Here is a 14,736-nt window from a genome sequence, read left to right on the forward strand (position 1 = left end):
ACTCAGCACTAAGTCCTGAGGGCTTCGACTGAGCTCAGCCGAAGTCTAAATAAATTCGTTATCGAATTTATGAATCGATGGACTTAGCTTCAGCTCAGCCCTATGATTCAAGTCGATCACTTATCCAAGTACTTTGGCACAATCCCGGCAGTTCAGGATATCTCCTTCCGAGTGGAAAAGGGCGAGATTGTCGGGTTTCTCGGACCCAACGGCGCAGGCAAAACCACAACTATCAGAATGCTGAATGGTTTTTTCCCGCCCACTTCCGGTTCGGCCTGCATCGACGGCCTGGATGTATTTGACAGGTCCCTTGAGATCCGAAAACGGCTTGGCTACCTTCCTGAAAACATCCCCCTCTACAGGGAGATGAAAACAGATGCCTATCTTGGTTTTGTGGCGGATGTGAAAGGTGTCCCGAGGAAAAAACTGCCAAAGGAGGTTGATCGGGTCACGGAGCGTTGCGGCCTGCACGAGGTCCGCAAGCACTTTGTGGGAAAACTCTCCAAGGGATTTCAACAAAGGGTCGGTATCGCCCAGGCGATCTTAAACGATCCTGACATTTTGATCCTTGACGAACCTACAATCGGACTGGACCCCAAACAGATCATAGAAATCCGTGAACTTATGAAAAGTTTTGCCGGATACAAGACCGTGATCCTCAGTAGTCACATCCTTCCGGAAGTGAGCATGATCTGTCAGAGGGTTGTGATCATAAATGAGGGGCGTATTGTGGCGGAAGACACCCCTGAAGGGTTGGCCGGCAAAGATTCAAGAAAGATCCGCCTCAAAGTCAAAGGGCCGCGGGCTGACGTCCTGGCACGGATTGAGGCATTGCCAGGCATTGCCGGGGCTTCTGTGAGGGATACATCGCCAGATCACACATTTCAGTATGATTTGGAGATGGAACCGGGCATGGATGTCCGTGATGCTATTGCAGAGTCGATCGTAGGGGGTGGGTGGTCGCTCCTTGAAATGAAGACCATCCGGCCGAGCCTGGAAGATATCTTTGTTCGCCTGGTAACTGAAGAGGAGTAGAACTGCCTGGATCCATGAGAAACTTTTATGCCATTTTACGGCGGGAGCTGTATGTCTATTTTTGTTCTCCCATCGCCTACGTGGTCACGACTATTTTTCTGGTGCTTTCCGGCTACCTTTTTTACAGCGCCTTTGCCTATTTCAGCATGATCAGCATGCAGGCCATGAGAATGCCGGGCATTGACGGAATCAATGTGACAGAAATGGTCCTGAACCCTATGTTCGCAAATATGAGCGTGATTATGCTCTTGATGATGCCGCTTCTGACCATGCGTCTTTTTGCCGAGGAGAAAAAGGCAGGGACCCTCGAACTGCTCCTGAGTTATCCCGTTCGGGAAACCGAGTTGCTCCTGGGAAAATTCGCTGCCTGCCTGGTCGTATTTTCCGTCATGCTTGTCCTCACATGGCTTTATCCGATTCTCCTATGGCTTTTTGCCAAACCGGATAGCGGGCCGATATTGTCCGGTTATCTCGGCCTCTTTCTTATGGGCGCTGCTTTTATCGCCCTCGGGCTTTTGGTTTCTTCACTTACGGAAAACCAGATCGTGGCCGCTGTCATCTCCTTTGGGGCGATCCTTATGTTCTGGCTTATCGGCTGGTCTGAGACCTTTGTTGGGCCTTCACTCGGAAAGGTCCTGTCTCACCTTTCGCTCCTTGACCACTTTGAGGGATTTGCAAGGGGTGTGATCGATTCTCGAGATGTGATCTATTATATCGACTTTTGCATTCTCTTTCTCTTTATGACCATGCGGTCTCTGGAGTCAAAGAAATGGCGAGGATAAACCCGACAAAGATCTTTTCCGCCCTGGGATACGGCGGGTTTATCATCATCGTGGCCGCGGCCGTAACCTACGGCATGATACCTGCTGCACAAAGCTACGTCTGGATCGGCTGGCTTGTCGGTCTTTTGTGTCTTGCTGCTTATGCGGCGGGAAATTTCAAAACAATCAGGGACTATTTCAGGATGCGATCAACCCGACACGGGGCCAATGCCTTTATCCTGGTCTTGCTCGTTTTAGGCATCCTGATCTTTGTGGAGGCGATTTCCGCCAGACACAGTGCGCGATTCGACATCACAGCCACCAAAAGGTTCACTCTTTCCGAACAGACGACAAAGATATTGAAAAACCTGGAAAAGCCGGTCCATGCCACGGCCTTTTACCAGGAGGGAGCGCCGGAGGCCCAAAGGACAAAAGACCTCCTGGACCAGTATGCCTACGGCTCCCCAGAGTTCTCCTTTGAGTTTGTCGACCCGGATCGTTTTCCGGGAAAGGCGAGACGATACAAGATCACGACCTACGGCACCGTGGTGGTGGAGACAGGGGCTCGTGAGGAAAAGATCACACTGGCTGACGAACAAAAACTCACCAATGCCCTGTTGCGTGTTATCCGCGATGAGGAAAAGGTCGTGTACTTTGTGACCGGACATGACGAAAAATCCATCGACAATCTCGGCAAGGACGGCTACAGCATTGCAAAGGAAGCCATAAAGAACCAGAATTACGCAGTCCGAGACATCCTTCTGATGCGGGCCCGTGAGGCGCCGGCAGACGCTTCCGTGCTCATCATTGCAGGGCCCCAAAAAGCCCTTTTCCCTGAAGAGATCTCAACCCTTGAGCAGTTTGTTGACCAGGGGGGGCATCTGTTGATCCTCATTGATCCTGAGACCGATACGGGCCTTGAATCATTTCTGAAATCCTACGGCATAGAGGTGGGACAAGACATCATTGTGGACAAACTGAGCAGGATCTTCGGGGCGGACTACCTGACCCCTGTTGTCTCCCAGTACGCTGGTTACCACGCCATCACAGAGGATTTTGAGTCTGCGTCTTTCTTTCCTATTGCAGTCTCTGTCAGCGTGGCAAAGGATGTGCCCTCGTATGTGCAAAACACGGAACTTGCCAAGACCGGGCCAAGCAGTTGGGCTGAGACCGACCTTGCAATGCTAAGAGAGGGCATGGCAACTTTTGACAAGGATAAGGATACGATGGGACCCATCCCGGTGGCTGTTGTCTCGACAATCAAGGAAAAAATCGAGGAAGCGGAAAAAGACCAGACAAAGAAAGCAGATGGAGACAAACCAGAAGAATCTAAAGAATCTGATGACAGAGAGGCTGGTCCGCGACCGGCCAGAATCGTTGTTTTTGGAGATTCCGACTTTGCGGGCAACGCATATCTGAATCTTTCCGGGAATCGGGATTTTTTTATGAACGCCCTTAGCTGGTTGGCCGAAGAAGAGGACCTCATTGCCATTCGTCCCAGGGAAGAGGTGAACCAGCCTGTAGTCCTTTCCCACACGCAAGGGCGTATCCTGTTCTGGACATCCGTCGTCTTGCTGCCTGGTGCGATCCCGCTCTTTGGTATTATCGTCTTGCGCAGGAGAAGGTCTGCATGAACTCGGGGATAAAGGCGCTTATTGCAACCGTGGAGCCCGAACTTTTTGAGAAGGTACGAAGATCGTCCGGATGAATCCGAGAAAGATAGCTATCCTTTCAGTTATTCTGCTCCTGCTGGGCGGATTTTACTATTTTTTCGAAGTCCGTCGGTCGGAAAGCCAGAAGGCAAAGGCCGAGATATCCAAAAAGGTGCTTAATATCGATGCTGAGCAGATTGAGCGGATAGGGCTTAAGAATTCCAAGGGTGCCCTGGCCCTTGAAAAAAGAGAGGAAGCGTGGTTTTTGGTCCAACCGATCACAACCCCGGCTGACACCTGGGCGGTTCAGGGAATCGTCGACACATGCGCAGGCGGAAGTTGGGAACGGGAAGTCACCCCTCTTCCCGAGGACGTGGCTGATTTTGGAATTGCCGAGCCTGAGATCGAGGTAACGCTGTCTGTCAAAGGGATTTCAGAACCGAAAAGGGTCCTTGTAGGAGCAGAAAACCCCGCGGGAAACATGCGCTATGTCAGGGTGAACCAGGAGGAGAGGCTACTGCTGGTCCGCGCCCATTTCATTGATGTTTTGGACAAGAACGCTGACGATCTCAGAGACAAGCGGATCATCCGATTCAAAGAAGACGCTGTTGCCAAGGCCGTGTGGCGTATTGACAACAAGAGCTTTGAGGCTGAGAGGAAGGAAAACAAATGGGCCTTGATGGAACCAGCCGCAGCCAAGATTGACCAAAGTCGAATCAACAGTTTGATCTGGCGCCTGCAAGGCCTGAAATTTAAGAAGATATTTGAAAAGCCGGACCATCCCTTTTCCTACTACGGCCTGGAAAAACCCTCTGGCGCCGCAAGGCTTATGGATCAAGAAGGAAAGTCTATTGCGAGCCTGATCTTTGGCGCGAGCAAAGGGCCCACGGCATCCTATTTTGCCAAGGCAGAAGGGAGCGATACGGTCTATGAGCTTCCCTGTGATTTTGTAAATGACCTGCCAAGGCCGGAAGAAACGGAATAGAAAAAGACCATGACGACAAAACGAGACTACTATGAGATCCTCGGTGTTGGCCGCAATGCCGATGATAATGAGATCAAGGCAAGCTATAGAAGACTGGCCCTAAAATACCACCCGGACCGCAATCCCGATAACAAGGAGGCCGAAGAAAAATTCAAGGAAGCTGCCGAGGCCTATGAGGTGCTCAGAGATTCCGAAAAAAGAAGTATCTACGACCAGTACGGCCATGAAGGTCTTCAGGGCACCGGGTTCTCTGGATTCCGAGGATTTGAGGACATATTCTCGAGCTTTGGCGACATATTTGATGATTTTTTCGGCTTCGGAGGAAGAAGGCGTTCCAAGACCGCCGCACGGCGGGGTGCGGACCTGCGCTACGATCTGAGCATCAGCTTTATGGACGCCGCCTTTGGGGTTGAAACCGAAATCGAGATTGAAAAACTGGAGACTTGTCCAACCTGTGAGGCGACGGGGTGCGAACCGGGGACATCTCCGGAGGATTGCCGGTATTGTGGCGGAAGCGGCCAGATAAGTCGGACTCAGGGTTTTTTTAGCATCAGGACCACCTGTCCACAATGCCGCGGCCAAGGCAGGACTATCCCTCATCCCTGTCAGGAATGCCGTGGGACGGGACAGGTCGAACGCAAGAAAAAGGTGTCCGTCAAGCTGCCCGCAGGAGTCGACACTGGTTCAAGGCTACGACTCACAGGAGAAGGCGAAAGCGGCGCTCTGGGCGGCCCCCCCGGTGATCTCTACATCTATGTCCACGTCGAGCCCCATGAATTTTTCAAGCGCAGCAACAATGACATAATCTGCCAGATTCCTATCTCCTTTATCCAGGCGGCGCTTGGAGACAAGATCGATGTCCCTACCCTGAACGGGAACAAGAAACTCAATATTCCAAAGGGGACCCAGCCGGGAGACGTGTTTCGATTCAGGGGCGAGGGGATTCCTTCGTTGAGAGGATACGGCAGGGGAGACCAGATCATTCAGGCTATGATCAAGACTCCAACCGGCCTGAGCAAGAAACAGGAAAAGCTCCTTCAGGAGTTTGCCAAACTGGAATCTGCCAAGCTGTCGAACAGGATCAAAAAGGTCTTCGGCCAGTAAGCCCCGGCATGTCTATTATAAGGGGGCAGATAGATAGGAAAAAAAGATATAGCGGGATTCTGGTAGCTATATAGGCGACTAATGCTCTGCCTGTGACGGATGATTTTATAGAGATGATGAAGGGTTACAGATGTTGTGGCGCGCGGGTGGAGCGACGGATTTTGTCACTTTTTTCCGAAACTAAGTGCAATTTTAGAAATAGGGTATTTGGAGCAAATTTGCAGTTAGATATAATCTGTGCGGCTTATGTCATGTTGTGATATTCGGGCAACATCTGGATTCCAGCCCGCTAGTAGATGTCTTCCCCATATGAAATACAGTCGGGTACGTGATGACCCACCAAAATCAAGCTTTTCATGGGGAGGAAAATCTGCTTGATATCCTAATGAGAGTCCTAATGCCGATATTAGGGGCTACCGGCCACAGGAAGGATGATATTTATATTTTTCCCGAATGCGTTTGGCTACGTATCTTTAGCAGAGACCAAAAGTATTGGCATCTTTCACATAGCCATTCTGTTCTGATGGATATCGAAACAGGATGGAGGCGTTTGACGACGCCGGAACCGGAAGGTTATATGTTCTGCCGGTATTTCCGTTGACCCAATGAAAATCAAGTGGATTCCCGCCTTTTTGCCTAGCCTGTCGTGTAGTCACCATTATTCAGCAAACACTTTCTTGACGAGCTCAGAAACCCTGGCTGCCGGATTTGTTCTAATTTTCTTCTCCTCCTGTCCTAACATGTAGAAAAGGCCGTCCAGCGATTTATCTGTTACATAGTGGTCAAGGTCCAGCGATTGTGCTCGCATAAAAGGTAAAGATGTGTATTTATCCATCATCTCTTTAAACGAACGCGTTACACCGACTTCATTCATGCTCGATAAAATAATGGGCTTGAAGGTCTCATATATCTTATCAGATGTCTTTGTCCTAAAATAATCAGTTGCGGCAGTATCGCCGCCCTTAAGAATACCTCTGGCATCTTCCAGTGTCATTTCCTTTATTGCAGAACCAAAGATGGATGCTGCCTCAGGACCGGCCCTTTCCGCTGCACGGTTCATGCTTAGGATAAAATCGTCAACCTGTTGTTGGTATCCGACTTTCCCAAGGACGTCTGCGACTTTCCGTATTTTTTCTGGCATGAGTATCTTAATAATCTCATTACCAAAATAGCCGTCAAATTGAGAGACTGATTTTACAGCGTTTTTTGTCCCGATGGAGAGCGCTTCCTTAAGACCAGATATAATCGTATTCTCATCCAGAGTTTCCTTAGTGGAAAGGCCGATACGGTCTTTAATCGTATCCAAAAAGCCTGCGTAGCTACCTGTGGTGGAAAACACAAGGCAAAGAATTATCACGAAAGACAATTTTCTCATTCTGTCACCCTCCTGTTAAGTGATGAAGAAACCAACAGCAGCAACCCCATTTATGTTATTCACTTATGAATGCCAATCTTTTCGGAAAGCCCTAGATTATTGTTTCCGGTGCCCTCTTCAAAGAAGGATTTATTTACCAAAGGGCAGCCCTTTGAACAGATCTTCAGCTTGTTTTCCAAGATCTTCCTTGACCTTCTCCTTTGGAGGAATCATCTTTTCAATGTCCTTTTTGTCGGGCACTGATTGGCCGATCAGACTTTTGAAGTCAGGTTGAAATTTGGGTTGGGTAAAAGAGCCGGTGATGTTGACCGGCACCATAACACCGGATCGTTGCTTGGTATCTCCCTGTCCAACCAGGGTGCCAACAAATTTCGGAACAACCTTCATGTTAAGGGTTTCCTTGGCTAAATCCGCCGTGCCGGTAGCCACCAATCGGAGCAGAGGAGAATTCAGCATACTCCCATCGGTTTTAAAGAGACCGTCTGTTATCGAAAACGGTATGAACAGCTCGGAAAAATCGGTTCGTGGCTTTTCACTGGGTTTGTCTGCCAAACCCAATTTTGCTTCAATGTTGCGTACCAGATTAGCCAAATCAATTCCAACAATAGCGCCGTCCTTGAAAGTTAAATTCCCTTTGCCGTTTAGCGTCCTGCGAATCACTTCCGGTTGATCGCCTTGCAGACGGATGTCGACATCGGCGTTGAGCGCCCCCTCGATTATTTCTTTCTGCAAAAGATCTTTGACCAACGGCCCCACTTGGGTTCCGTTCAATTCCAATTTCATTGCTGTTTGGGGAGTATTTTCTCTAACATCCAGCGTGCCATTAACATCCATACGGCCCTTGTACAAATCCAAAACGCAAGGCTCGAGACGGATGACACCGTTGCTAGCCGTTGTTTTCAATATGATGTTTTGCATACGTACGTCTTTAACTTTTAATTCACCGACCTCAATTTTTCCATCTAGTACCAGTTTACGTAAAGATGTATAGTCTGTTTTCTTCGAGGGCCCTCCGGAGCTTTTTCCTTTTTCAACGGGAGGTCTTTCATCTTTCACAGGGGCAGGTAGATATCGATCTAAGTCGATGCGATCCAGGTTTAAATCAAACTTAAGATCGGGTTTTTCAAAGTCTTTGGCACGAGCATGAAAGGCTATTTGACTGTCGTCCAGAGTCAATTTCCCATCCGAAACAGCAATGTCTTTCGGATTTCCCGATAATTTCAACGCCAAGGCAACCGTGTTAAACACTTTGGAATCTTTTGGCTCAAATGGCAGGGGCTTTTGGATTTTCTCCAATAATTGTCTGGGGGAAAACGATTCAATATTCATTGCCAGATTCATCTGGGGTGAACTGGCGGGATTTTCAATACGTCCTTTCACCTGTATGGTTATTGTTTCCATGAGTTTTATCACCAAATCCAGCGGTAAAGGGCCTTTTCCGATATCCCCCCCACTGGCCCGACCGAACCCCTGAGTGCCAAAGTATGTTCATCTGAAATAGCCCTCAAATCCACCTTAATCGGTTTATCCAAAGAAACATCGGCAAGGGTTAAATTAATATCTTTGACCTCCTTGCGTATATCTGTAGTGTGATCAACCCACAAAATTTTGCCGGCAGCAATGCTAAATTCTCCAACGGCTAATGTTTCGATGGGTAGCCCTTCAGAGGTTTTGGATTTTTCTTCTGGTGGTTGTTTTGGTTTGGTCGTCTTTTCTGTTTTGGTTTGACCCAACCCTTCCCAGTTTCCGCGACCGTCCTTTTGCCGTTCAAGTACTACTTGGGGACCTTTAATCACAAAACGCTTGATCTCAACGTTGCGTGATAGCAACGGTAACAGCTTAACCCGAACTTCAAATTCTTCCACAGAGACGAAATCTTTTTCTTTGAATTCTGGGGGATTCCCCAAGTGAAGGTCTGCCAGTGCCACTCCAACCCATGGGAACAAAGAAGGCTTTAGCTTGCCACCCAGCTTGAACGGACGGCCCGTGGCTTTTGTGACCTGAGCTTCAATTTGAGGTTTGTATTTTTCTACGTCAATCGTTAGCGGCACGATTATAATTGCCAAAAAGAGCAATAGTACAAGCCCGAGCCCAATAATCATTATCCATTTGATCGTTTTACTCATGGTATTTTCCCCTTTTCAAATTCTACCGATAAAGATCAGTCACCCCCTTTCGTGTTGATTGTTTGCCCACCGAGTGACCTTGTCGCACCAGAGAAAGCTTCTAGGTTACCGTGATCTCCAATTGGGTCCAACGACCACGTCACAGTGGCCATCGCATATGTTCTTTCAAACACCGTTATACCCCTGCGCTGACTTATTTTCTCGACTCGTCGCCTATAAATTGACCATCCGCTATACACCGGCTTCGAATTCGGTTTTCGGCATGGACTCGGGCACACACCTTTTCCACAAGAAAAAACCCCCGCAGGGCTGTGAGCTACCCCACGAGGGATCTCAAAACAACTGTCGACTTTATTTGAAAGGCTACACCTATTGGGCAATTTTGACACCCAAACTCTCCAGGGTTCTGTAAGTTAGGGCGCCGACCGCCAAACCCTTTCCCTTCTGATAGGCTTTTGTCGCGGCGAGAGTCCGCTGTCCGATGATGCCATCAATGGGACCGGGATCATGGCCTGCCTTCAGCAGAGCAGTCTGAATCTGGGAAATCACGGTAGGGGACATGTTTGTTTCGCAAAGAACCCTTCTCCACTCCAACCTTCCTTCAGAGACCTGCTCCGTCCTTGTAATCGTTTGATATTCTGCCGGAATGGAGATTCGGCGTTCCTCGGGAGGAGAAACGAGTTTTCTGATTTTAACTGTCGAGTACTTGGCCGGAATCTCCACAACACGGGTTGTTGCCGGTTTCACCACGACCTTCCTCTTGATCGTCTTGTACTCGGCTGGGATCTCCACGACACGGGTTGATGGAGGCTTTGTCATGACCTTCTTTTTCACCGTTCTGTAGCTGGCTGGGATCTCCACAAGACACATGATTTCGCCGGTGGTGTTGTCAACCTTTTCAATCAGGCCGCGCCCCTTTTTCCAGCCGGTCTCGGCCGGTCGGACCAGGACCCTGTCCTCAACCCATTCGAACGCAGCCGGGACTTCTTCCATTCGGGTAGACGCCTCTTTCATAAGGACCTTTTCTTCGACAAAGCCGTACTCTGCCGGAATCACCTCCAGCCGTTCAGACGCGGCCTGGATCTGGACCTTTTCCTCTACCCACTCATGTTTCGCCGGGATGACCTCAACTCGTTCCGAGGCCCCTTGTTTCAAAACCTGTTCAGTGAAGGTTTTGTATGTTGGCGGGACAAAAACTCTGGCGTAGCAATCCCCCGGTTTTGCCAGGGGCGGCAACAACGGCGCTTCTGAAGGCAAGGCCTTGGCGGACCGACTTTTTTCCGCCGCTTCCTTGGCCTCTAAAGCCGCCCTAGCCTTGGCCTCCGCTTGGAGGGCAGCCATGGACTGCCCTTTGAGTTCCATATCGCGTTGTTCGAGCGTCCTCTGAATCTCTTCGTTACCGGCCCTGAGTGTCTTTAATTCTTGGTCCTTTTTCGTCAATTGCTGTTTGAGATTGCTAATTTCCGCGTTTTGCATGTGGGAACAACCAGCCAAGGCAAAACAACCTGCTAAAAACCCAACCACAAGAGCTCTCTTGATCGTTGTGCGCATTTCACATACCTCCTTTATTTGTCAAGTAGCTACATTCGTTGAATATATTGTGCAAGGGCCAACTTTTCAAACAGGCCTTCCCAAGAAAAATGGCCCATCTTTCACGAACTCGGACATGCGCTCTTGTCAAAACTGAATCGGCAGGCAGAAAGCTCAAATCGTGCTTTCTGTTTATAGGAATCCTGAAGCAAGTAAATAGGGTCAAGGCTGTATTTTGCACAAAAAAAGATAGTATTTAGAGGCCGCTTCAGCCTGTAGGTTTGGGACGATACCGAGCATCACCCATGTTGTTGAACGGGCGCCAGGAAAACCAGGCGCCCTGGTCATTTTCGGAGGCGGGTCTGCGGTGAATCAACGATGGTATCGTTCCATGATCAAGGGGTCTGCTGGTTCTGCGGAGGCACTCCCAGGTCTCGACGTCCCCTCCCGAAGTCTCCACCGTTTTGGGTCTTGTCGGCTTGGTAAGCTCAGGGAGGCAAAAGTGTGTTGCAGATGTTTGCAGGCGTTAGATACTGTCTTTCCTCTCGAAGGCCCAATCGGTTGCCCTGTGCCGAAATCGACGTCTTCGCTAAATGTCTAGTTCCGTTCATGAGCACCTGAGCAAAAAACGATGCCGCCATGAGGGGCAGTGGCAAACGGAGGTGCGGAAACCCGGAACTTCCTGCAAGACAAAGGCGAGCGTGACTGGGGCATCGGCGGCGTCGATCGAAAACGTTGGAGAATCCACACTGGCGGCCCTTTGCTGGGGAGAGACACCGCCCCACCATGGCATCAGACAAAAAAGGCCCCGAATTTGGGGCCACGGATTGCATTGGTCAAAGGGATGAAAGACCCACGGTCCTTCTGAGGGAAAACCCCCTTCCTCAACTATCTCGCGATGACAATCAAGACGGAGGCCTGTAACCGATCAGCAAGGGTTTCCAAGGTATCCGAATGGCTGGGTAGCGTATCGATGACCGGGCTTCGGTTCGGTAGCATAGTCAATAGGTTTTGAACGCAGTCAATTTTCAACGCACAACTCACGTTATCCAAGATCTGAAGGTTGCCTTGGGCCTCGTCCCTAAGGGCCAACATGGATTTGACCACACCAACCACTTCACCTTTCATGTTGAACAAGGGCCCACCGCTGTTGCCGGGTTGTATGGGTACGGTGGTCTGATAACTTTGCGGATCGTCGCGCAGTCCATTCACCCCACTGACAACGCCATTGGAAAGTTTTGGGGTCTTTCCCATAACATCGACCCTGGGGAACCCTATGGTAAACACACTAGCCCCCAATCTCGATTGAGAGTTGGCCAGGGGTAAAGCGCTGGGCAGCTTGTGGGAATCGTTGACCTCCAATAAGGCGATATCGTTGACCTCGTCACGCATGACTGCCCATGCGGGTATTTCCTGGCCTAACACCGTCATCAGGACGATGTTTTTGCTGTCGGAAATAACGTGATTGTTCGTGACCACGTACCCGGACGCCACCGGCCAGGCACTACCGATCGAGGCGCTCTCGAATACCTCCGTCGAGGATTTCGTCATTGCCGCCGCAGAAGTGAGCGGGCTGCTGGGTATCTCTCCGCCCTCCATGGGTGTGAAGGCTGAGGCTTCGCCGGAAATGCATACCGCCAGGCTACAGCTCATTACCAGTGCACAAAGGTTCGCCCAAACGGGACGTTTCATGGTTCTTGCTTCTCCTTGTGGTCCAATTTCCGGGCAGCTTCCTCATTCGGCTCATGGTTCGGTCCACTGCCCGGTCTACCGTTGGCTGAAAAAACACCACCGCACCAGAAAACCAAGGCAGCAATAACCATGCCTAAATGTGTAAGCCGGGGGATCCCTGCATAGCCGACCCGTCGGACGGTCTTCTTATAAAGGGGCCCCTAGTGTAGTGTCTCAAGGATGGGTTTACAATTACTGTCATGCCGGACTTGATCCGGCATCCAGTTCTTTTTCTGGATTCGCCGGTCAAGCCGGGGAATGACGACTTTTGGCTTTTTTTCGCCAGGATCATATTGTTGTCAAGAAGTTACAGACACAGCAGGTTTTCAAACCGGACACTCTGGTGCGCTGGCACCGCAAGGGCTTTCGGCGGTATTGGACCTGGAAGTGCCGTTATCGCAAGCGCGGGCGCCCACCCATCGATGCCAAGGCACGCGAACTTATCCAAACGATATCCCGAGATAAACGTTGGCTGGGGCGCACCACGGATTCACGGCGAGTTGCCGATGCTCGTAGGTGTGAGGATTATCGATTTGAAAAGGAACAGGCAACAGACATTAGCGTGCTGCCAGTTTCGATCTCTTGCCAAACCGGACAAGCATCAACACAATGTATTCATTGAATAATTCTAAATGATATCGTAAAATCGCGACCGATAAGACCCCTAACCCATCAAATCCAATTTGAGGGGGTACAATATGAAAATTACCGATGCGATCAAGTATTGTCTGGAATATCACAAAACAAACTCGAAAGAAACGACTGTCCGATCCTGGAAGTTTGTCCTCTCTAGATTTGAGCGTTACCATGGCAACAGGGAAATCAATTCCATAACCTCTGATGACATCCTGACATTTCTCCGGGATTTTACCGAAGGAATGAAACGGACCACCAAACGGTCCCGCTATGCGACGTTATCCGCCTTTTTCAATCTCGTTAAAAACGCAATCGATCCCAAACTTCAAAACGCTTGTAGCACCCCAATGCTGAGAAAACTCTACCGGCCAGCCAAGATCACTCACTGGAGGATTATCGAAAAAGAGGTCGTTAATGAAATCATTTTCAGAACGGTGGATTCGCGAGATCGCCTGCTTATGGAACTCATGGCCAGGGGCGGAATGAGGGTCAGTGAGGTTCTTAAACTTGTAGCCAGGGACGTACATGGCCAAAAACTCATTCTGAGAGAGCCTAAAAGCGGTGAACAGACTGAAGTCGTCTTTATCCCTCAAAAAATCGCTGACAGGCTAAAAGCGTACATTGAACGAAGAGGGATCAGGCCTGATCAACGGGTTTTCCATATGACCTATCAGGGAGCCAGAATCATCGTTAACAAAGCAGGTAAATTGGTTGGTATCCATCTTAGACCCCATGATCTGAGAAGGCATGCGGCCACACACGCATCCCGGTCGGGGACTCCGATAGAGATTGTCAGCAAGGTGATATTACGTCATGCAAATCTTTCGACTCAAAGGTATCTTGGAACGGTTACTGACGTGGAGGCGTTAAAGTGGATTGAGAATGCCCATTCGTAGTGGGAGGACGAAATCGGGGTGAGGCTATTACGGGGCTTCACCCCGATTTTTCTCCTCACTAGCCCAGTTATTTGTAAAGTATTCGAATAGATACCGAAAAAATCGGCTCATTTCTAAATTTTGCCTTAGCAGCACTATTTAGTCTTTGGGGTCTTCAAATTTGCAGAGGGTTCGAAATGAAATGAAAACTTGTAATAAAAAGCATGCCTGGGAAAAGCCGTCCCTGTTCTGATCCCGCAATTGAGTTATCTCAGAGAATTGGTGTCTAACAAAACAAATATGAGGTTGGTAATGAGGGGGACCCAAAAAAATCAAAGCATCTCTGGGGCTTGTTCCGAGAAAGGTATTTTGAAGTTTTAAAACGAAAAAATTAGGGGTACAAAAATGAGAAACTGCTTATTATTATATTTGCAACATTATTGTGTTTTTCGTTTATAGTAACTTCCGCCTTAGGCAGGCGCGAAACCATACCGCGTCGCCCCGGTTTATGAGGAGCTATCATGAAGGCAGCCACCATCTTCCATCTGGCCCTTGGACTGTTGATTGTTTCATTTTTTTCTCTGCCGCCGCAGTCTTTAGCCCAGGACAGCGACTATCTGGAGCCATCCGAAAAATACAGCCGGGAAGAGCTCGCACAGATGTTTGCGCCCATCGCCCTCTATCCTGATGCGCTCCTCTCCCAGGTCTTGATGGCGTCGACCTATCCCATTGAAGTGGTCGAGGCCGACCGCTGGGTCAAGAGGAATCCAGAGCGGAAGGGCGAGGCCCTTGATGCGATGCTTCTGGACAAGGACTGGGACCCCAGCGTCAAGGCCATGTGTCACTTCCCGTCAATCCTGGCCCTGATGAGCGAGCGGATCACCGGGACCACCAACCTCGGCAACGCTTTTCTCGCCCAGGAGACC

Annotated in this window: 13 protein-coding genes; 8 read left to right on the plus strand and 5 right to left on the minus strand. The window is 49.6% G+C overall.

The genetic code is table 11. From position 1 onward, the window contains the following. Positions 1-102 precede the first annotated feature (102 nt). The 5 genes from JW883_17200 (at position 103) to dnaJ (ending at position 5,537) form a co-directional block, all read left to right on the plus strand. Positions 103-1,035, plus strand: a complete 933-nt coding sequence (locus tag JW883_17200; GenBank protein ID MBN1844000.1) for an ATP-binding cassette domain-containing protein — start codon at positions 103-105, stop codon at positions 1,033-1,035. 14 nt (positions 1,036-1,049) lie between these two features. After that, on the plus strand, positions 1,050-1,817 hold the full coding sequence (locus JW883_17205) for an ABC transporter permease subunit (protein ID MBN1844001.1): 768 nt from the start codon (positions 1,050-1,052) through the stop codon (positions 1,815-1,817). Further along, on the plus strand, positions 1,805-3,430 hold the full coding sequence (locus tag JW883_17210; GenBank protein MBN1844002.1) for a GldG family protein: 1,626 nt from the start codon (positions 1,805-1,807) through the stop codon (positions 3,428-3,430). The genes JW883_17205 and JW883_17210 overlap by 13 nt, the downstream gene beginning before the upstream one ends. A gap of 70 nt (positions 3,431-3,500) precedes the next feature. After that, positions 3,501-4,433 carry a DUF4340 domain-containing protein gene (locus JW883_17215; protein ID MBN1844003.1) on the plus strand — a complete coding sequence of 311 codons (933 nt, stop codon included), beginning with the start codon at positions 3,501-3,503 and terminating at the stop codon, positions 4,431-4,433. Between the two features lie 9 nt (positions 4,434-4,442). Then, on the plus strand, positions 4,443-5,537 hold the full coding sequence (gene dnaJ / locus JW883_17220) for a molecular chaperone DnaJ (protein MBN1844004.1): 1,095 nt from the start codon (positions 4,443-4,445) through the stop codon (positions 5,535-5,537). 658 nt (positions 5,538-6,195) lie between these two features. On the opposite strand, the gene JW883_17225 is transcribed toward dnaJ, so the two are convergent. The 4 genes from JW883_17225 to JW883_17240 form a co-directional block, all read right to left on the minus strand. Next, on the minus strand, positions 6,196-6,912 hold the full coding sequence (locus tag JW883_17225) for a DUF4197 domain-containing protein (protein MBN1844005.1): 717 nt from the start codon (positions 6,910-6,912) through the stop codon (positions 6,196-6,198). Positions 6,913-7,041: 129 nt separating this feature from the next. Then, on the minus strand, positions 7,042-8,313 hold the full coding sequence (locus JW883_17230) for an AsmA family protein (protein ID MBN1844006.1): 1,272 nt from the start codon (positions 8,311-8,313) through the stop codon (positions 7,042-7,044). 8 nt (positions 8,314-8,321) lie between these two features. Continuing rightward, positions 8,322-9,038 carry an AsmA family protein gene (locus JW883_17235; protein ID MBN1844007.1) on the minus strand — a complete coding sequence of 239 codons (717 nt, stop codon included), beginning with the start codon at positions 9,036-9,038 and terminating at the stop codon, positions 8,322-8,324. Between the two features lie 369 nt (positions 9,039-9,407). Then, a complete protein-coding gene (locus JW883_17240) occupies positions 9,408-10,589 on the minus strand; it encodes a peptidoglycan-binding protein (GenBank protein MBN1844008.1) in 1,182 nt (393 codons plus the stop codon). Between the two features lie 628 nt (positions 10,590-11,217). Here JW883_17240 and JW883_17245 point away from each other — a divergent pair. Then, a complete protein-coding gene (locus tag JW883_17245) occupies positions 11,218-11,436 on the plus strand; it encodes a hypothetical protein (protein ID MBN1844009.1) in 219 nt (72 codons plus the stop codon). Between the two features lie 20 nt (positions 11,437-11,456). On the opposite strand, the gene JW883_17250 is transcribed toward JW883_17245, so the two are convergent. After that, entirely contained in the window at positions 11,457-12,260 is an 804-nt protein-coding gene (locus JW883_17250) for a trypsin-like peptidase domain-containing protein (protein MBN1844010.1), read from the minus strand. 737 nt (positions 12,261-12,997) lie between these two features. Here JW883_17250 and JW883_17255 point away from each other — a divergent pair. Continuing rightward, complete coding sequence (locus JW883_17255) at positions 12,998-13,831, plus strand: site-specific integrase (GenBank protein ID MBN1844011.1); 834 nt, start codon at positions 12,998-13,000, stop codon at positions 13,829-13,831. Between the two features lie 500 nt (positions 13,832-14,331). Then, positions 14,332-14,736, plus strand: a 405-nt coding sequence (locus JW883_17260) for a DUF3300 domain-containing protein (GenBank protein ID MBN1844012.1), incomplete at its 3' end; no start/stop codon positions are given.

The sequence above is a fragment of the Deltaproteobacteria bacterium genome (assembly GCA_016930875.1).
GTDB lineage: Bacteria > Desulfobacterota > Desulfobacteria > Desulfobacterales.